The sequence below is a fragment of the Paenibacillus sp. FSL H3-0329 genome (assembly GCF_037963285.1).
In the GTDB taxonomy this organism is placed as follows: Bacteria; Bacillota; Bacilli; order Paenibacillales; family Paenibacillaceae; genus Paenibacillus_AQ; species Paenibacillus_AQ odorifer.
In genome coordinates this window covers 3853903-3873185 of the sequence record NZ_CP150150.1, presented here as the reverse complement: position 1 = coordinate 3873185, position 19283 = coordinate 3853903, and the positions used below count along the sequence as shown (strand labels likewise).

At 46.1% G+C, this 19283-nt stretch carries 16 protein-coding genes; 13 read left to right on the top strand and 3 right to left on the bottom strand.

All coding sequences use genetic code 11. The features are described from left to right. Positions 1-45: 45 nt before the first annotated feature. Positions 46-183 carry a hypothetical protein gene (locus NSQ66_RS17060; protein WP_170914292.1) on the top strand — a complete coding sequence of 46 codons (138 nt, stop codon included), beginning with the start codon at positions 46-48 and terminating at the stop codon, positions 181-183. A gap of 1291 nt (positions 184-1474) precedes the next feature. Here the strand turns inward: NSQ66_RS17060 and NSQ66_RS17055 are convergent. Next, positions 1475-1714, bottom strand: coding sequence for a hypothetical protein (locus tag NSQ66_RS17055; protein ID WP_036687997.1), 240 nt, complete (start codon positions 1712-1714; stop codon positions 1475-1477). Positions 1715-1856: 142 nt separating this feature from the next. Between NSQ66_RS17055 and NSQ66_RS17050 the strand changes: the two genes are divergently transcribed. Next, on the top strand, positions 1857-2537 hold the full coding sequence (locus tag NSQ66_RS17050; RefSeq protein WP_076098755.1) for a hypothetical protein: 681 nt from the start codon (positions 1857-1859) through the stop codon (positions 2535-2537). Here NSQ66_RS17050 and NSQ66_RS17045 read toward each other — a convergent pair. Then, positions 2524-4227: an alpha-amylase family glycosyl hydrolase gene (locus NSQ66_RS17045; RefSeq protein WP_076142120.1), complete on the bottom strand. Its 1704-nt coding sequence runs from the start codon at positions 4225-4227 to the stop codon at positions 2524-2526. The two genes, NSQ66_RS17050 and NSQ66_RS17045, sit on opposite strands and share 14 nt — an antisense overlap. Positions 4228-4498: 271 nt before the next feature. Between NSQ66_RS17045 and NSQ66_RS17040 the strand changes: the two genes are divergently transcribed. The 7 genes from NSQ66_RS17040 to NSQ66_RS17010 all read left to right on the top strand — a co-directional run bounded on the left by NSQ66_RS17040 (position 4499) and on the right by NSQ66_RS17010 (position 11696). Next, positions 4499-5521 (top strand): ABC transporter substrate-binding protein, encoded by a 1023-nt coding sequence (locus tag NSQ66_RS17040; protein ID WP_038571597.1) that lies wholly within the window; start codon positions 4499-4501, stop codon positions 5519-5521. 50 nt (positions 5522-5571) lie between these two features. Next, positions 5572-6348 (top strand): ABC transporter ATP-binding protein, encoded by a 777-nt coding sequence (locus NSQ66_RS17035; protein WP_076142119.1) that lies wholly within the window; start codon positions 5572-5574, stop codon positions 6346-6348. Continuing rightward, positions 6348-7184 carry an ABC transporter permease gene (locus NSQ66_RS17030; RefSeq protein WP_076142118.1) on the top strand — a complete coding sequence of 279 codons (837 nt, stop codon included), beginning with the start codon at positions 6348-6350 and terminating at the stop codon, positions 7182-7184. The genes NSQ66_RS17035 and NSQ66_RS17030 overlap by 1 nt, the downstream gene beginning before the upstream one ends. A 93-nt stretch (positions 7185-7277) precedes the next feature. Beyond that, positions 7278-8264 carry an aromatic acid exporter family protein gene (locus NSQ66_RS17025; RefSeq protein WP_036687757.1) on the top strand — a complete coding sequence of 329 codons (987 nt, stop codon included), beginning with the start codon at positions 7278-7280 and terminating at the stop codon, positions 8262-8264. Positions 8265-8428: 164 nt separating this feature from the next. Next, the gene (locus tag NSQ66_RS17020; protein ID WP_051491532.1) at positions 8429-9451 is read left to right on the top strand and encodes an HD-GYP domain-containing protein; all 1023 of its coding nucleotides are present in this window, start codon (positions 8429-8431) and stop codon (positions 9449-9451) included. A gap of 226 nt (positions 9452-9677) precedes the next feature. Further along, positions 9678-10235 (top strand): outer spore coat protein CotE, encoded by a 558-nt coding sequence (locus NSQ66_RS17015; RefSeq protein WP_036687755.1) that lies wholly within the window; start codon positions 9678-9680, stop codon positions 10233-10235. A gap of 150 nt (positions 10236-10385) precedes the next feature. Then, positions 10386-11696 carry a hypothetical protein gene (locus NSQ66_RS17010; RefSeq protein ID WP_170914290.1) on the top strand — a complete coding sequence of 437 codons (1311 nt, stop codon included), beginning with the start codon at positions 10386-10388 and terminating at the stop codon, positions 11694-11696. Between the two features lie 16 nt (positions 11697-11712). On the opposite strand, the gene NSQ66_RS17005 is transcribed toward NSQ66_RS17010, so the two are convergent. Continuing rightward, a complete protein-coding gene (locus tag NSQ66_RS17005) occupies positions 11713-12510 on the bottom strand; it encodes a GNAT family N-acetyltransferase (protein WP_038571594.1) in 798 nt (265 codons plus the stop codon). Positions 12511-12717: 207 nt separating this feature from the next. Here NSQ66_RS17005 and mutS point away from each other — a divergent pair, with 207 nt between their 5' ends. From mutS to miaA, 4 genes are read left to right on the top strand one after another with little or no spacing between them, the layout of a single operon-like run. Then, the gene (mutS, locus tag NSQ66_RS17000; RefSeq protein ID WP_036687747.1) at positions 12718-15447 is read left to right on the top strand and encodes a DNA mismatch repair protein MutS; all 2730 of its coding nucleotides are present in this window, start codon (positions 12718-12720) and stop codon (positions 15445-15447) included. Between the two features lie 42 nt (positions 15448-15489). Further along, positions 15490-17475, top strand: coding sequence for a DNA mismatch repair endonuclease MutL (gene mutL, locus NSQ66_RS16995; RefSeq protein ID WP_076142116.1), 1986 nt, complete (start codon positions 15490-15492; stop codon positions 17473-17475). A gap of 45 nt (positions 17476-17520) precedes the next feature. Further along, the gene (locus tag NSQ66_RS16990; RefSeq protein WP_076142115.1) at positions 17521-18300 is read left to right on the top strand and encodes a class I SAM-dependent methyltransferase; all 780 of its coding nucleotides are present in this window, start codon (positions 17521-17523) and stop codon (positions 18298-18300) included. Beyond that, the gene (miaA, locus tag NSQ66_RS16985; protein WP_063829841.1) at positions 18290-19270 is read left to right on the top strand and encodes a tRNA (adenosine(37)-N6)-dimethylallyltransferase MiaA; all 981 of its coding nucleotides are present in this window, start codon (positions 18290-18292) and stop codon (positions 19268-19270) included. The genes NSQ66_RS16990 and miaA overlap by 11 nt, the downstream gene beginning before the upstream one ends. The last annotated feature ends 13 nt before the right edge of the window (positions 19271-19283 follow it).

The following is a 19283-nucleotide window of genomic DNA, read 5'->3' as shown; positions in this document are numbered from 1 at the left end:
TCCTGTCTCTATAAGTTCCAGAATGATCTAAAAGGAGCGATTGACATGTCCATCGATCGGTTTATCATTAAAAAATTGGACAGCTGTCACGAAGAGCATACGCGTCAGAATTTAGTGAAGCTATTTAGACTTCGAATCCAAAAAGCTGAAAAAGCAGAGCAGAAGAATTACAAGATCAGCTGATAATTGCTTAGCTCTTCCTAATAGTAGATTTTTCGCTGAATGAGACAGAGTCCTTGGGTTAAAAAAGTCCGTAAATATAGCAGAGCAGTGATCCTCCCGTTAAGGGGGGATCACTGCTCTGCGTTTTTAGTCTTGGGCAGATTGTTTCAGCTTAGAATCAGCAAAGGAAGCTGACCGACCACAAACGTTACTTTGGCAAGTGACATTGTAGCGTCAGGTAAACCGCTACCTCTAATCTGCTGACAAATGCAAAGTCATTTGTTGAGTTACACACTAAGTGACCTTCCAAGTTATCCTCAGCGGCCAACGGACTCAGATGACGTTATATGCGAAATTATGGGCATTAGAGCAGAGTTTCGGACTCCAACGCAGCTATTTAGCTTTTTGAGGTCGTTAATTAGTGTTTTTCGTGCCAATAGTGACTCTGGGGTCCGATAGGATTCTAAATGAGCCAAAAAGCTGCGATTAAGGTCAACTGAGTCCGAAAGCATCCAACAATGAGTCCAATAGCAGTCAGCTATGTGACTAGTCAGTAAACAGCAATTCAATTTTGCTATATAGCAGTCCCAAGTCGAACCAAAGCAAACCATGCAGAACTCAAGCAGAACCAGACAGAACTAAGGTCGCATACTTTAATAGTTGAAGCTATGTATGTGTAAATGGTATCTAATACAAATGATGGCTCGGATTTAGATCAAGATGCTAGAGGGAGCTCCAAAATGGTCAAGAGGTCCCAGCGGTTATTATAGTGTTAAGTGACAACTCCCTGGAATTTCATGTAACCCGCTATACATACATCTGCACCACCGAGTAATAAACATCCATCGCAGGCAACGGACTCAGATGACGTTATATGCGAAATTATGGGCATTAGAGCAGAGTTTCGGACTCCAGCGCAGCTATTCAGCTTTTTGAGGTCGATAATTAGTGTTTTTCGTACCAATAGCGACTCTGGGGTCCAATAGGATTCCAAATGAGTCAAAAAGCTGCGATTAAGGTCTTCTGGGTCCGATAGCAGTCGGCTATGGGGATGGCCGGCAAGCAGCAATCTAAAATGTGCTATGAAATAGCACAAAGCAGTACAAAATAGCACCAAGCAGAACCAAGGTCGCTGATTTTGATAGTAGAAGCTATGTATGCGCAAATGGTATCTAAATCAAACGGAGTGTCATTTTGGATCAAGTTTAGCTTCAAAAAGAAAACGAGTCTAAGCAGCAATTCTTAGTTGCTTAGGACGCTCTTTATTAGAAGCGTAGGACTGCAATGTTGTGACAAAAAAACTACCCCTCCATTAATAGAGGGATAGCGCCAATGAATCATTTTCACTGTAACTGTGCAATATAGCTTCAGAGCCTTTAATTTCGATACTAATCAGAGAATTGAGGCATTTCTGGAGGGCACTTTTGCCCTTTTGAATTTTGAGCTCCAGCGTACTGTTAAGTAATCTAAGTACTTTTTGAGTGGGCTGTTTATTTTCTGTTGTGAAATACACAGGTACAAGTTTGTTCTGAAATGTGATGAGCATTCTCATTTTGAAATCACCTCGCTACAAGTATTTCATGTTAATGATCATACCCCTTGTTTCTTAATTTTACCTTAAAATTAGCTTATGATAACATAAAGATTGCTAGTTTAATATACATTTATATGTAATACAGGAAGGATACAATAATGTGAATGAGAAAGAACGAACGGATTTAACGGATTTAACGGAATTTTTATTTCCAGATCGGGTAACCGACCAAGTAGTATTAAATGAATTGTTAAATACTGCGCCTACAGCAGAAAGGATAGGTAGATTCAAATATAGAGAGAAGGAGAAAACTAAAGATCTGTGTTTGCAAATACATAAGGATAAAATACTAGCCTACTGCAATAATACACCGGACTCTCCTCCGTGTGTGCTGAAGAGCAGAGATGAAACAGAGAGCTTTTGTCTCGAGTTGTTCGAATGTGAGAGAGCGATGGAGCCCTTTGCTCACGGGATTCCGGCGTTGCTAATGTCAAAAAAAAGGTTTGAGGAGCTGAAAAAAGGCTCAGATTCCTCTACGGTTCACAGACTCTCAGAGTGTTTAGCTGCAGAGACAGGGGATGACGTCCATTCCAACCATCTTGCACGAGTGATGAAATGCTTCGACGCAGAGGGAGAATTACGACTTTGCATTTCTAGTGATAATGGCTGGAAGTTTCAGTATGCTAGCTTCATAAGCGATCATTCAAGTGGCTGGTTGCTGCGAATGAGCAGCGATCCTTCCCAAGACTGGATTGTAGCTCTTCCTATATCGAAAGCACAATTATGTAGTTCAGTGGCAGAGTGGGTATTAGATTCCTCCTCTTTTCCTACTTCACAATAACCGTTGAATAGGGAGGAAGAGTAAGCTGATCTGAATTTAAGGTCACTTTGTCAGCAGTTGTCTTTTGGATCTTGGTGTAAGAGATACCTTCGACATTTGGATGAAGCGTAATGATTTGTTCATCTCCAGTTAGGTTATGAACAACGAGGACTTGATCCTTTGTTGTTATACGTTCGTAGGCCATTACCCCTACATTGCCAGAAGTGTAGTCTCGAATTCCGCCATCACGGAGCGCAGGGACTTCGTTTCTTAACGCAATGAATTCGCGGTATCTTTTAAGCAGTGAGCTGCTGTCGTTAGTCTGGCTTTCGACATTAATGCTAACATCATCAGCGTTATTGCTGCCGACCTCCCAAGTAGTCTGCCCCTCACCCTGATCCGCTGTCATCCATCTCATGGGCTCACGAATTCCTTCATCTGGTTTTACACCAAGCATTCCTATTTCTTCACCATAATAAATAAAAGGATTTCCAGGCAAGGTTAACAGCAGGGCTGCTGCCATTTTTGCATGATCCAGATTGCCGTCTAATTGACTCATGACTCTGTTTTGATCATGATTTGTCAAAAAAATCGCATCGGTAAAATGGCTCTCAGATATTTTGGAGTACAGATTATACGTACGTTCCAGCGTAAAGGCAGTCCCGCTGTCTTTTTCAGTTTTCACGGAATTAATAAGAGTTTCCGCTAAACCAAAGTTAAAGCTGGAGTCAAAGGCTTGATCCAAATAAGCCCCTACGGTGACTGCAGAATTCTCCCATACTTCACCAACAATATAAGCTTGAGGATTCACTTCATTCATCGCTTTGCGGAAATCCTGCCACCAAGATACATTTTTATGGGTTGTGGCTTGGCTTTTGTCGGTTAGAAGGTCTTCGTAAATATGTTTAGCAGCGTCTAAACGGAATCCATCAACCCCTTGTTCCAGCCAAAACTTGCCGATATCCTTCATTTCATTACGAACTTCCGTATGATCAAAATTTAGATCAGGCATGCCTTCCCAAAAGCCACCTAGATAATGACTACCCAGTAAAGAGTGCCATGCATTTCCACTACCAGCGGCACTGGCTCCATTCGCAGGACGTCCTTGATCTTCAGCCCATATGTACCAGTCGCGATATTTGCTGTCCTTATTTTTAGCGGAATCTACGAACCAAGGATGTTCTTTGGAGGTGTGATTCACGACCAAATCCATAATTACTTTAATCCCACGTTTATGCGCCTCCGTAACGAGCTCCTGTAAATCCTCAATCGTCCCATAATCTGGATTGATTGCACGATAATCAGTCACATCGTAACCATGATAGCTTGGTGAAGGGTTGATAGGCATAAGCCAAATCCCACCGATCCCCAGATCGTCTGTGGTGTCAGGATTTCCGTCATTTAAGTAATCTAATTTTTTGGAAATCCCTTTGAGGTCACCGATGCCATCCCCGTCAGAGTCATAGAATGAACGAACAAAAATCTCATAATAAACCGTTGAGGGTTGTTCGTCAGTAGTTATCGTTTTTGCAGCGGGAGGTGTTGTAGTATCCTGAACAGTATTTGCTTTTGGCGATGGAAAAGGGGAGGCAGAGGAAGAAATATTGTTATTATTTCCTGAACACCCGGAGAGCAGAAAGGCAGTTAAGCTAAGACCCAAAAGTCCGTTTATTGTGTGTTTTTTGGTGATAGGTGTTGCTTGTTTATCCATATAAAATAACCCCTTCTGCTGCAATTTTCCTATAAAGGAAATGGTAAGCGCTTTAATTCTTATAGTACTGTAATCATATCCTCAGGTAAAACGTTTGCACAGATATAAAAACAGCAAATCCAGTGATATTTATCCATAAATTCAATAAAAACTGCTGATATCATGGATATTCTTTTAATTCCCCACGATATTCGGGATTTTAACCTTTCAGTAGGCATGTGCATATGCTTTAAGCAAGGGCGAAGGACCCGGTAAGAAAGGAGAATGAAGAATGAAGATTCGGAAAAAGCTGTCATTGTCGCTCATGATCATTACTTTATGCTTTTCAGTACTTGCCGGTTGCGGCGGAAAGTCAGAGACGGTAAAGGTGAAGATTGGGGAGGTTACCCGCTCTGTCTTTTATGCACCCGAGTATGTTGCCTTGACTCAAGGTTTCTTCAAAGATGAAGGGCTGGATGTAGAGCTGCAGACGATTCCCGGTGGCGATAAAACGATGACCGCATTGCTTTCAGGTGCTATTGATGTGGCGTTGGTTGGTTCAGAAACCTCCATTTACGTGTATCAGCAGGGCTCGGATGATCCGGTCATTAATTTTGCACAGCTGACTCAAAGGGATGGAACTTTCCTGTTCGCCCGGAAGGCTGATGGAGATTTTAATTGGGATAAAGTGAAGGGCTCTACTTTCCTTGGTCAAAGAAAAGGCGGAATGCCACAAATGGCAGGCGCGTTTACTTTATCTAAAAAAGGAATTGATCCTGCGAAGGATATTACCTTGATCCAAAATATCGATTTTGCTAATATTGCCGGTGCATTTGCTTCAGGTACTGGTGATTATGTGCAGCTGTTTGAGCCGCAGGCCTCTATCTTCGAACGAGAAGACCGGGGAGCTGTAGTGGCATCGTTTGGGGTAGAGAGCGGTTATTTACCTTACACAGTATTTATGTCAAAGAACAGCTATATAAGCAAAAATGGGGACACCGTGCAAAAGTTCACTAATGCCATCCAGCGTGCTCAGCTTTGGGTGAAGGAACATAGTCCTGAAGAAATTACGGATGCCATAATAACTTATTTTGATAAAACGGATCGTGACATTGTGATTTCTGCTGTAAAACGTTACAAGGAGCAAGACACCTACGCCATTAATCCGGTTGTTGATAATGAAGAATGGAATAATCTGCTAGATGTTATGGATAACGCAGGTGAACTTAAAGAACGTGTTCCAGCAGAAAAAATCGTGAACAATACTTTTGCTGAAAAAGCTGAAAAGACCATAAAGAGCAGTGGCTCTAAATAAGAGAGATAAGATCCTAAAAGGATTTTGTTAACTATAAGGAGGGGATGACCTTGCTTCCAGTAGTGCAATTAAAGGGAGTAACGCATGCCTATCTCGGCGATCGGGAAGCTTCACTGGCCGTTGAGGATCTAAATCTTAATGTCGAGCAAGGAGAGTTCGTCAGCTTAGTAGGCCCAAGTGGCTGTGGCAAGACGACTCTCCTGTCGATTATTGCCGGACTGCTGCAGCCCTCTGAGGGTGAAGTATTCGTAAATGGCCAACCCATTCTAGGCCCTTCACCTGAGGTTGGATATATGCTGCAGCAGGATTATCTTTTTCCTTGGCGGAGTATTCTTGACAATGCCGTGCTTGGACTGGAGCTGACCGGAAGCTTAAACGAGGAAAGTCATAAACGGACTTTGGAGCTGCTGCGCGAGATGGGATTAGAAGGGAAAGAACAGGCCTATCCTTCTCAGCTATCCGGAGGGATGCGGCAACGGGTGGCTCTTGTACGAACATTAGCTACCAATCCAGGACTGCTGCTGCTAGACGAGCCGTTCTCGGCACTTGATTATCAGATCAAACTTCAGCTGGAGGATTTAGTCTCAGAGACCTTACGCAGCCGGGGAACCACGGCTATTTTGGTCACGCATGATCTGTCAGAAGCGATTGCGGTCAGCAGTAGGGTTATTTTATTGCAGCGAAATCCAGGGAAGATTCGTAAAGTTTTTCCTGTTCCGGAGCTAATCCGCTCAGCCCCACCGCTGTATGCGCGTGATCAGCCAGGGTTTGCGGAGCTTTTTCATGAAGTATGGACAGAGATGGAGATCGCAGGGAGGGAAAGCTAATGAAACGAACAGAGCAAGCGGGAGTTTTAGCTTCCCGTGAACTGTGGCTGCAGCAAATGCATGTGGATTTCAAAAAAAGAAAGCAGCGCCAGCGTAATCAGGTAATTGCTGTAAGAAGCAGTCTGTTGCTGCTGTTCTTTGTGCTGTGGGAAGCGGGAGCAAGAATGGGCTGGATTGATGAGTTATTGTTCAGCTACCCGACAAAAATCTTCAAGCAGATTTGGCAGGATATGATCAGTGGAAGCTTGTGGCCTCATTTGGGGATGACGGTAGGAGAGACTGCGGTAGGGTTTGTTCTGGGAACCTTGTTAGGAACGCTGCTGGCAGTGATTATTTGGTGGTCTCCGTTTTTATCAGCGGTGCTTGATCCGTTTATGGTTGTCTTTAACAGTATGCCGAAGGTGGCCTTGGGGCCGATTTTTATCGTAATGTTCGGGGCGGGTTTCACCGCTATCGTTGTAACAACCTTATCGATTACGGTGATCATTACTACACTTGTTGTTTACAATAGCTTTTGTAGTGTGGATCCTAATCTAGTGAAGGTGGTTCGTTCTTTTGGAGCTTCTAAAGTTCAGGTGTTTTTTAAAGTGATTCTTCCGGCATCTTTTCCAACGGTTGTCTCTACCCTAAAGGTGAATGTGGGTATGTCATGGGTCGGGGTTATCGTGGGAGAGTTTCTAGTAGCAAAATCCGGTCTTGGGTACCTGATCATATATGGATTCCAGGTGTTTAATTTCACGCTTGTGATGTCCAGTCTGCTGATTATCGCAACCGTAGCAACGGCAATGTATCAACTGGTAGTGTATCTGGAGAAGCGCTTGTTATACCGGCGGTAAGTCTAATGTAACGTTGTGTCCGTACACAAAATCTTGTAACATGTCTATATCTTTACCTATTAACGGTTAGTGCTTTTAAGGAGAGATAGGGTTATGGGATTTCGTGTGATTAAAACAGCTGCTGCGACGTTAATGTCCGTTCTTCTCGCGTCTGCAGTAGGCATACCCAATGCACAAAGTGCAGGGCTTTTAGCCATTTTGGGTGTGGAGGTTACCTTGAAAAGGAGTTTCCGGACGATAACGGCGCGTTTTTTGGCCTCGCTCGTGGGACTCTTTTTTGGGTGTATTTTATTTTGGATATTAGGATTTCATTACTGGGTGCTTGGACTATACGTTCTGGTTGGCTTTCCGATGATTGTGAAGTCTGGCTACAAGGAAGGGATTGTCACTAGCTCTGTTATTGTGTTTCGTGTTTTTGGACAAGCTGAGTTATCGCTTCATGTGTTGTTGCAGCAAGTAGAGCTTCTGGCCATAGGTCTCGGTTCAGCGGGGGTGGTTAACTTGATTTACATGCCACAGACCGGGGGAGTTATTTATGGAATCCGCAAGGAAGTGGATCGATACTTTTCAGTTATTTTTACTCAGATGGCCCGTACTTTGCGTGAACCTGCGTATATGTGGGATGGCAAAGAATTAATTGATGCGGATAATGCAGTGCAGCGGGGACTGACTGCCGCTACTCGTGAGATGGAGAATCATGTGATTCATCCTGATGAAGCTTGGAATGTCTATTTCTATATGCGTAAGGAGCAGCTGGAATCGATTCAAAGCATGATGCAGCTGATTTCTCAAGTATATCGCCATTTACCGCATGGAGAGATGGTAGCTGAATTGTTCGACCAGCTTAGCGGAGATGTTTTGGCTGAAGAATATACAGGCCGCACGGAACATTTGCTGGAAGAGCTTGAACAAGAATTTGAAAGCATGGATTTGCCGGAGACACGTGAGGAATTCGAAGTGCGATCAGCGATTCTGCAGCTTTGCAGAGAATTGGCACTTTATTTGAAAATTGCGAAACGCCATAAAATACCGGTCAGCTATAAGCCTGAGAAACGTTTGCTCACCCGGAAAAAAGCTTAAAATTAGGCTTTAATAAAGTGAAGTATTAACATTCGCCCCTGAAATCACGATAAAATATGTATGAACTAAAAGTTGATCTCCGAAAGGGATTAACAATTATAGGGTGAGTTCAAATTCAAGCAGGAAATTCATATACGAATTTTCCGCATTGGCAGGTGAGGCGTATGGACAAAGATATGGAATCATTTATCGGAAAACAACTTGTAGCTAACCTCTTTAATGACAAAGGAGTATTTGTTTTACCCGCATTGACTTTATTGAGTGCTGAACATATTAGATTAATTCGACAACATAAGATCACTCTGGAATCTCATGACGTCGTCCAGCTGGATAGCGCGGAATTTTTCCAGCTTGCAATTGATGATTGTACAGCTGCGATTGAGAATATTTTTGAACAGATTCGTCATAACAAAAATAAAAGAATTCCTATGCTGGAAGTTAGAAATGAAGTGATTCCGTTTATCCAGCAGGTAAGCGAAAAGAATGACTTCTACGGAGTATTGGCTGCTTTGCAGACCAAAGATGATTATACATACAGACATAATGTAGCCGTGGGCATAATATCTACCTTGCTAGGCAAATGGCTGAAGCTAAAGTCTGAGGATTTGAGCATGTTGACCATTGCAGCGACTCTTCATGATATCGGCAAAATGAGAATCCCGGATGACATATTAACCAAGCCCGGTCCATTATCCGACGAAGAGTTTCAGCTGATGAAAAAGCATACGACCTTTGGGTATGAGATGATCAGGGATACGGTAGGCACAAACCATACCCAAGCGCTAGTAGCCTTACAGCATCATGAAAGAATGGACGGCAGTGGTTATCCATTTGGTGTGCTTGGGAACCGGATTACTGATTTCAGTAAAATCGTTGCTGTGGCTGATGTGTTTCACGCGATGACCTCCGACCGTTTTTATCGCAAAGCGGCTCCTTTATACGAAGTATTACTGCAAATGGAGGAGAGTGTGTTCGGTAAGCTCGACCCTTATATTTGCAGAGTGTTTATTAATAAGTTAATGCAGTCAATGCTAGGGAACGAAGTGGAATTGACAGATGGGCGAAAAGGAAAAATTGTTATGATTCTTGCTACAGACCCTTTGCGGCCACTGGTGAATATTGATGAGGATTTTATTGACTTAAGCAAACATAGATCGCTTGGAATTGTGCGGGTAATCCCGCAATAGCTGGTGTTTTAAGGTTTTTTTAGGGGTCAGGAATGGCTCTGGAACAGGTTGGACCATTTTTGGAATCTACTCATATATGTACAAATTTTGAAATAAAATGAACTATGAGTCTCCTGAAAAAGCCTTCTTGAGGGCTTACTCAAATTTATTTATAGTCTAACAATCAACAAATGCCTAGAACCTGCATACACTTGATAGTGAATGATTGTATGGAGGAGGTTCAAAGATGTCATTAAGCCATAAACGTCAAACAAGGGAGATCATTACGAAGGCAATTTGCGGCAAAGGTCGTAAGTTCTCTACAGCAACCCATACCGTGACTCCGCCACATCATCCGACTAGTATTTTGGGGGCTTGGATTATCAACCACCAATACGAAGCGGTTGCCGCCGGGAACGGAATCGAAGTAATTGGTACTTATGATGTAAACATCTGGTACTCGTACGACAAGAACAAGCAGACCGAGGTAGCAAAGGAAACAGTCTCTTATGTGGAGCTCATCCCGCTTTCCTACCTGGACACGAGACACCGCACTTCAACAGTTGAGGTCTCTGCGGAGGCAACGCAGGAACCCAACTGTGTAGAAGCGGGCGTATCGCCAGGCGGAGGCAGTGTGACACTTCGCGTAGAGCGCGAATTCGAAGTGGAGTTGGTGGCTGAGACCAAAGTCCGTGTGTATGTCACTGAGCAAAGTGATGATCCAGAAGACAAGGATTATGATTTTGAAGGTGATAGCTTCGATTACGATGATCTGGACCCTGACAATCTGGATGATGAGCTGTAAGGAAGGATACGCCGCCGTTAACTGAGTATCAATGGGTTATGGTCCATTATATGTAGGGAGTGCGGCGGCGTAGAGGGCGAATGCCCTCCTTTTTTTTATTTATTTTTAGGATGAAAAAAGGTTCACGCTCGGATGGAGGCGCTAAAGAGTATGAATGAAGGTCTTAAGGTGTATTCAGAATTGTCTGTGGCAGAGAGAGAGTCTAGATTGCTTAGAAGCGGAGTTGAAGCAACGCTGACGCCATCTGTAAAACGTTTTGTCGATACATATGCTTTACACGCTACTGAGAAGGGGCACAGGCAGTGTTATAAGATATTGGTTTATCATTTGACTGTGCTCCACATCTCTTTGCTTGGAGCGGGTCTTGGAATGCGTGCGGCCACCGATAATTATAGCGAAGCTGTGAGCTTTGCTAATGCCGAGAGCAATACCACGGGAGGCCGAGTGCGGGGAGAGCTTCGCGGGGTGATGAAATTGCTCCAGCGGATTGCTGTCCGCACGCTGTACAGCTTGGGGCTGGATAGCGGTGAGGTACTGCTGAGGGCAATGGGGAACCGGAGGTATGTGGTGGAGGGAGTCACTCCACTAGTAAAGACCTCCGGGCAACGATTGCCCGAGCCTTATCGTTCCGCAGCGTTAGCGCTGGAACGAGAGCTGGCTCTGGAGCAGCCGGGCCGCAGCGGCTTGCTGATGGGTATGGACCCGGAGTTCATCATCCTCCGGGAATCCACCGGCCGCGTCGTGCCTGCGTCGCGGTACCTGCCCACGGACGGCGTCGCTGGCTGCGACGCCGGACCTCCGGGAACGCGCGGCGCGTTCCCGGTCGCCGAGCTGCGCCCTCAGCCGCGCGGGGAACCGCGCGCGCTGCTGGCGCAGCTGATGTCCGCCGCGGCGCTGGCGGACCGGCTCATCGCCGACCGCTCGCTGCGCTGGCGGGCGGGAGGCATGCCGCTGACGGGCTGGGCCCTCGGCGGCCATCTGCACTTCAGCGGCGTGACGCTGACGGCGCCGCTGCTGCGCGCGCTCGATAACTATCTCGCGCTGCCCATGCTTCTGCTCGAAGACGTCCGCGCAGGGGCGCGTCGTCCCCGATACGGCGTGCTCGGCGATTTCCGGACTCAGCCGCATGGCGGCTTCGAGTACCGGACCTTGCCGAGCTTCCTGGTATCCCCGGTCATCGCTAAAGGCGCGGTCTATCTGGCTCATCTGATCGTGAGCCATTATGAGGACCTGACGCAACGCCCGCTAGACCGGGAAGACCTGCATATCGCCTACTACAGCGGCGATAAACCTCCGCTGCGCGCCGCAATCCCCCCATTGCTGGCGCAGCTGCGTTCCCTAGGCGGCTACGAGATTGCCGCCCCCTATATCGAGCCTTTATTCGAATATATTGCCGCTGAGCGGACGTGGGATGAGTCGCGTGATATACGTGAGTTATGGTGCAGCAAAGTAAAAATGTGATATTTTACTATTTGGTCTACATGTTAACGATGGTCCATGAACCGATATCTTGAAAGCCAAGTCGTTTATAAATAACTCCGGCATGTGGGTTGTCATAAAAGAGGCATAATGACTTTCCTTCATGAAGCAGGTCTGCACATAGCTGTGCCATTACGCGCGAAGCAAGGCCTTGCTCTCTGAATGCTTGATGTGTGGCAACCCCGACAATCATCGCTGACATGGAATTTTCCGCTGAAGTTGAAGCGGTGACAATGACCTTATCTTCCCGTTCCATATAATACGTGCGGCCGGTGTTGCTTTCCAGCGTTTTACGCAGGCTGGTTCTTGAACCATTCCGGCTGCTTTCAAATTCTTCAATGGTATCGGTGAGTGCGCAAATCGCTTCTACATCCTGAACTGTAGCTTTTTTGATAGGCTCAGCTGAAGAGAAGGACTCACTTATTTTATTGTTCATATCTTTTAATTCAGCAAAATACAGCTGTTTTACTTGTTTGAAATTAATTTCCCCGTCAAAAGCCTTCACCACCTCTGAGGCTCCGGAGATCATATGCATGTCATTATCCTTTCGGATAATCTCAGCGAACCCCTCGACATCAAAAGGGCCATCTGCATAAGGAAGGTAGCTTCTATAGAAGCGTAGCAGAACGGCTTTTATCCGCCCGTCAGCTGGATCAATCTCTCCCCACAAATCCATGAAATCCTGTTCAAACCCAAAATTCTCCACATCGCCAATGATAAATAAATTAAGCGCCGGCTCTTTCCGCAGCAACGCCATCAGCAGCTCTTGATCATCCTTCGTTAGCTTTCGTATCATATTGTATTCTCCTTTGATTTTCATATGGGCTGACGATCTGTGTTAATATTTTACAATATTTAAAAGCAGAAGAATATACCTCCTGTAAGTGTTTGTCTGATAAGTATTCTAGTCTTTCGTTGTACTAATGTGAGGTTTCAGGGTAACTTTGTCCACCAATTTTCTGTTATAATGGGGGACAGCATTAAATAGGCATGGAGGTTGACCATGGCACAATATACGCCGATGATAGAGCAATATTTAAAGGTAAAGGAAGGGGCTAAGGATGCCTTCCTATTTTTTAGACTGGGCGATTTCTATGAAATGTTCTTTGAAGATGCCATTTTGGCTTCCAAGGAGCTTGAGATTACGTTGACAGGCCGCGAAGGCGGGGGCGAGGAGAAAATCCCTATGTGTGGAGTGCCTTACCACGCCGCCGAGGGATATATTCAACGCCTGATAGAAAAAGGATATAAAGTCGCCATTTGTGAGCAGTTAGAGGATGCTTCAGTCACGAAAGGCATGGTGAAGCGGGATATTGTACGCGTCGTGACACCAGGAACCGTGATGGATGGAAAAATCATTGCTGACAAGAGCAACAACTACCTCGTTTGCGTTACCGAAAGTGACGGAATGATGGCATTAGCTGCCTGCGATTTAACAACTGGTGAGCTATATGTTACTTCGGTATTATCTGGAGCCGAATGGCTGCGTGATGAGATTGGCATCTATGAACCGGCTGAGATCATCGGAGACGCTGCACTGTTGGAGATTCTGCGAAGCGAAACGCCGCTGTTAGCCAAACCTGTAGTTTACACCCCTTGGGAGAAACGCGAGGAGGAGCTGGCACGTCGTCAGTTCGGTGAAGCGGCATGGGTACGTCTAGAGAAGGAACGTGGACAATGTCTGGCGCTTCTGATCTCTTATCTGAATGAGACCCAGCGGCGTTCGTTAGGGCAGCTTAGTCAGATTTCTCCTTATGAACCAGGCAATTATATGATTCTAGATCCATTTACACGCCGGAACCTTGAACTAACCGAAACGGTTCGCGAACGCTCCAAAAAAGGATCCTTGCTCTGGCTGCTGGATCGAACGGAAACGTCGATGGGCGCCCGTCTGTTGCGCCGTAGAATTGATAAGCCGCTATTGCAGCGAGCTCCGATCGAACGGCGCCTAGAGGCTGTCGATTATTTGTACAATCAGTTTATCGTTCGCGAGGACCTGCGTTTAGCGCTTAAAGAAATTTATGATTTGGAGCGGTTGGTGGGTCGTATTGCTTTTGGCAGCGCCAATGGCCGTGATATGAATGCCCTGAAATTATCGCTGGCGCAAATTCCTGCATTGAAGGAATTATGTATGACCTCCGGTTCAGCTACTTTACGAGAGATCGGTGCAAGCATGGATGAATGCGCCGAGCTGCGAGAGGACATTGACCGTGCAATCGTCGAGGATGCCCCGGTGTCTGTGCGCGACGGTGGAATTATCCGTTCCGGTTATCATGAACGTTTGGACGAGCTTAGGGAAGCTAGCAGTAACGGTAAACGTTGGATCGCTGAACTGGAGGCTAAAGAAAGACAGGCCACTGGCATTAAGTCACTGAAGATCGGCTATAACAAAATCTTCGGTTATTTCATAGAGATCACCAAATCCAATCTGGCTGCATTGCCGGAAGGACGTTATGAACGCAAACAGACGCTTGCTAACGCAGAGCGTTTTGTCACACCTGAGCTTAAAGAGAAGGAAGCACTTATTCTTGAAGCTCAGGATAAAATGACGGATTTGGAATACAGCCTCTTTACCGAGCTGCGTGATCGCATCAGCGGGCAAATCCCCCGCCTGCAAAATCTTGCAGAAAAGGTTGCCGAGATTGATGTGTATCAATGCTTGGCGGCAGTTAGTGCCGAACATCGTTTTGTGAAGCCAGTCCTTTCGGATGGTTATGATCTTCGGCTTGAAGGGGGCCGTCATCCCGTTGTGGAGGCGGTGCTTAAAGATTCCGCGTTTATTGCAAATGGAAGCACGCTGAGTAAGGAAGAAGGTAACATTCTTCTAATTACAGGTCCTAATATGGCGGGCAAAAGCACCTACATGCGTCAGGTGGCGCTGATCTGCATCATGGCTCAGATTGGATGTTTTGTTCCAGCAAACAGTGCTGAAGTTCCGCTTATAGACCGGATCTTTACTCGTATTGGAGCAGCTGATGATTTGATCGGTGGTCAAAGTACATTTATGGTGGAAATGGCTGACATCCAGGTTATGACAGAGAAAGCAACAGCTCGCAGCTTGATTATTATTGATGAGCTGGGAAGAGGTACCTCGACCAGTGAAGGTATGGCCATCGCTCAGGCGGTTATTGAATATGTACATGATGTTATTTCTTGCAAAGCTCTAGTTTCGACGCATTTTCATGAATTGGCTCATTTGGAAGGGAGTCTTAAAGGACTGCGGAATTACTCTATGGCTGTTCAAGAGAGCGGCGATAAAGTAAACTTCCTGCGCAAGCTAGTTCCTGGAGCGGCTGACAGCAGCTATGGGATCTATTGTGCACGTCTTGCGGGTCTTCCTGAAGGGATTATTGACCGAGCTTATGGTCTCTTACAGAGCATTGAGCAGGCAGCCCATCCTGGTGGTACTGAACTTCATTACGGGGGAAGCCTCGAAAGACAGGCGGCTGTAAGAGAAGTTGCTAGCACATCTTCCGTGGCGCAAGCCGTAAGTGTCATCACTGAGGCACCTGTAGAAAATGAGGTTGTTCAGTTGTCTATCTTTGGTGAGGAAGAACCACGCAAGAACCGCAAAGGTAGTGCACATCAAGTAGCGGTAACTGAAATCCATGAGAATCCCGCGCTAAAAGAGTTCATTTCTTCTGTGCGTGACGCTGATCTTATGAATATGACGCCGCTGCAGGCGATGAGTCTGTTGAACGAGCTGAAGATGAAGGTTAAGGATCTGCAATAAAGATTTTATAATAATTGATTGCCTAAATAAGAGGTGAATGAAATGGCCAAAATTCATATATTGGACGAGCATATTGCCAACCAGATTGCTGCGGGTGAAGTAGTAGAGCGGCCAGCTTCTGTTGTAAAGGAGCTTGTCGAGAATGCGATTGACGCTGGCAGTACAAGAATTGAGGTATCGGTAGAAGAGGGGGGCTTGCAGAGCATCCGCGTTAAAGATAATGGCTCTGGGATTGATCCTGAAGATTGTGAGACCGCCTTTTACCGGCATGCTACAAGTAAAATTCTGAATGGCCGTGATCTATTTCAAATCACAAGCTTAGGCTTCCGCGGAGAGGCACTTCCCAGTATTGCCGCGGTATCCAAGGTATCGCTTCTAACTGCAACTGCCGATGACGGCAAAGGGCGCCTAGTAGACATTGAGGGTGGCAATCTCATACGAAATGAGGACGCTCCTTCCGGCCGGGGAAGTGATCTTGCCGTTCGTGAATTATTTTTTAATACGCCGGCAAGGCTGAAATATATGAAGAGTATTCAGACGGAGCTGGGCCATATCTCAGATGCCATGTACCGCATGGCGCTCGCTCATCCGGGGATCTCTTTTACCTTGCATCATAATGGCAATCAGCTGCTGCATACGCTCGGAAATGGTGATCTGCTGCAGGTCATCGCAGCTGTTTACGGAACCAATGCCGCCAAAGCAATGCTGCCGATTACGGCAGAAGACTTGGATTACCGGATTTCCGGATATATTAGTCGTCCAGAATGGACTCGTTCCAATCGAAATGCAATCACTACTATTGTCGGTGGACGTTATATTCGCAGTAATGGTCTGAACGCAGCAATCATGCGCGCTTATCATACCTTGCTTCCGATTAACCGTTATCCGCTATTAGTTCTTGAACTGGATATGCACCCCTCTTTGGTAGATGTCAATGTACATCCAGCAAAACTGGAGGTTCGATTTAGTAAAGAGAATGAGCTTTACACCTTTGTTGAGCAGGAGATCCGCAAAATACTGCTGGGGCAAAGTCTGATTCCACGTCCAAGCAAGGAAACAATCGGACCCAAGGGCAGCAGCTCCTTTATCCAGGAGCAATTTGCTTTTTCCAAAGGGGCCGTTCCACCGTCATCTTCGACTGGTGATGTGAAGGATACAGCTCCCACGGGATCTGCCAACTTCTTAAGTGGACTACAGTCATCGAGCCTTGACCGTAATTCCCGTGATTTTAGCAAGGAAGGTCAGGCGGATCATCAGGTGGCTCGCGAGGTGGCTCCAGCTTACGGGTCAGGCTATCCGTCTTCATCTTCGCAGGGGCGCCAAACTAGTGCGAATACTAGTTATTCCAATAGCTATCGCCCGCAAGAAACCTCAATGTCGCAGAAGCAGCTCCCTTCGGTTGAGAAGCTATGGGCTCCACCACAACAAGAAGAGCCTGGACTTCCGGCCTTTCCTGAGCTTAATTATATAGGTCAGCATCATGGGACGTATATTATTGCTCAGAATGATGGAGGGCTTTATTTAATCGATCAGCATGCGGCACATGAACGAATTAATTACGAATACTTCTATGAGAAATTTGGTCGGCCGGAGGATGCCTCACAGGAGCTGCTACTGCCGATTACGCTGGAGTTCACGCCATCTGAAAGTCGCCAGCTTAGTGAACGTCTACATTGGTTTCAGCAGGCCGGGGTATACCTTGAGCACTTTGGCGGACAGACCTTTCTCGTTCGTTCCTTGCCCTATTGGTTTCCTGAAGGGGATGAGAAGGCGGTCGTTGAAGAAATGGCGGAGTGGGTCTTAAGTGAGCGTATGATTGATCTTGCGAAGCTACGAGAAAAGTCATCGATTCTGTGTTCATGTAAAGCCTCGATTAAGGCCAACCATAAACTAACAGAACAGGAAGTGGAAGCTCTGTTATCCCGACTTGCAGAGTGCAAGCAACCGTATACTTGCCCACATGGACGGCCGATTGTGATCTCTTTTTCATCCTATGATTTAGAGAAATTGTTCAAGCGGGTTATGTAATTATACATTTTTTTGAAATTTGTTGAGAGCAAGACTGGAGGCACCATGATTATAACTACGGGGTATAGCCCGATAATGGAAATAGTAGAACGCGCGCAAAGCCTTGCGAAGAGAACGGGTTGTAGTTATGCTTCACGTGAGAAACTCTCAATTACAAGGATGGTTGAACATTACGGAGATGAGGATATTCTGATTCTATCTCAGGACGCTGTTCGACTACACCGCTTAGGAATGGAGCCTATGGAGTTTCATCCAAGCATGGGCTTCGTTCGCGCTAAACGAATCCTAAAGGGTGAGATCGAGCCGATGCTTGTTGCTGCTCGAATGCTTCCCGGAGATAGCGTATTGGATTGTACAGCCGGATTAGGAGCCGACTCCTTACTGTTTGCTGTGCATGGTGGTGAGTCCTCGGAGGTTACCGCTTTGGAGAGCTCATTACCGCTGTACGCACTGCTCAGTGAAGGGATGTCTCATTACACCTCTGGGCAAGTAAAGGTCAATGAGGCTTTACGCAGAGTTAATGTCGTGCATAGTGAACATTTGGATTATTTACGGTCTCAACCAGATCGAAGTGTGGATATTGTCTACTTCGATCCTATGTTTCGCGTGCCTCTGACGGGTTCTGCCTCGATTTCCCCGCTGCGGCAATTCGCTAACCGTGCAGCCTTATCGACAGAGAGTGTAGCAGAGGCGGTTAGGGTCGCCCGTAAGACTGTTCTTTTAAAAGAAAAGGCTTTGAGTGGCGAATTTGAACGCCTAGGGTTTACTGAGCTGCTCCGAAGCAACTCCAAAACATCGTACGGGGTGATACACATTGACAACTAAAGAAAGGCATAAGGTTCTAGTGCTGTTAGGACCAACTGCCGTAGGCAAAACCCGGTTAAGTCTGGAGCTGGCAGCAGCTTATAACGCTGAGATTATTTCCGGCGATTCGATGCAGGTTTATTGTGGTATGGATATTGGTACAGCTAAGATTACACCCGCTGAAATGAAGGGAATTCCCCATCACCTGATCGATATTCATGATCCGCAGGATGCGTATTCTGCCGCTGAATTTCAAGAGCAGGGCACTAGACTTATCGAGGAGATAAGCGCTAGAGGGAAGCTTCCCTTTATCGTAGGGGGGACTGGACTGTATATTGAGTCTTTATGTTACGGCTTTCAGTTCTCGGAAGCAGTGGCTGATGAAGCTTTCCGTAAAGAGCAGGATCAATTTGCGGAAGAATATGGAGCGCTTGCACTGCATGCCAGACTCGAGGCGGTTGATCCAGTCAGCGCAGCCAAACTTCATCCTAACGACCGTCGCAGAATTATCCGTGCACTGGAAATTCAACACCAGACAAACACTACACTTTCCGCTTCTCATGCTGCTCAAAAGAAGGAATCACCCTATGACTTATGTCTCATAGGTTTGACAATGGACCGGAAAATACTATATAAACGTATTGAGGACCGAATTGATAGCATGCTGGCGGATGGTCTCGTTGCTGAGGTGAAGGGACTGCTGGATAACGGTTACAGCAGAAGCCTTGTGTCCATGCAGGGATTGGGTTACAAGGAAATTGCCGCTTACCTGGCGGGAGAACTGACGCTGGAAGAAGCTGTGATACTGCTTAAACGCGATACTCGCCGATTCGCCAAAAGACAGTTGTCATGGTTTCGCCACATGAAGGAAATCGAGTGGATCGATGTCGAAGGTGAACAAAACTTTTCTGAGAATTTCTCAAAAATACGTGGTATAATAGCAGGAAAGTTTCTCTCAGGTCTTGAATATACTTCTGAACAATCTAATTGAACCATTGGGGGTA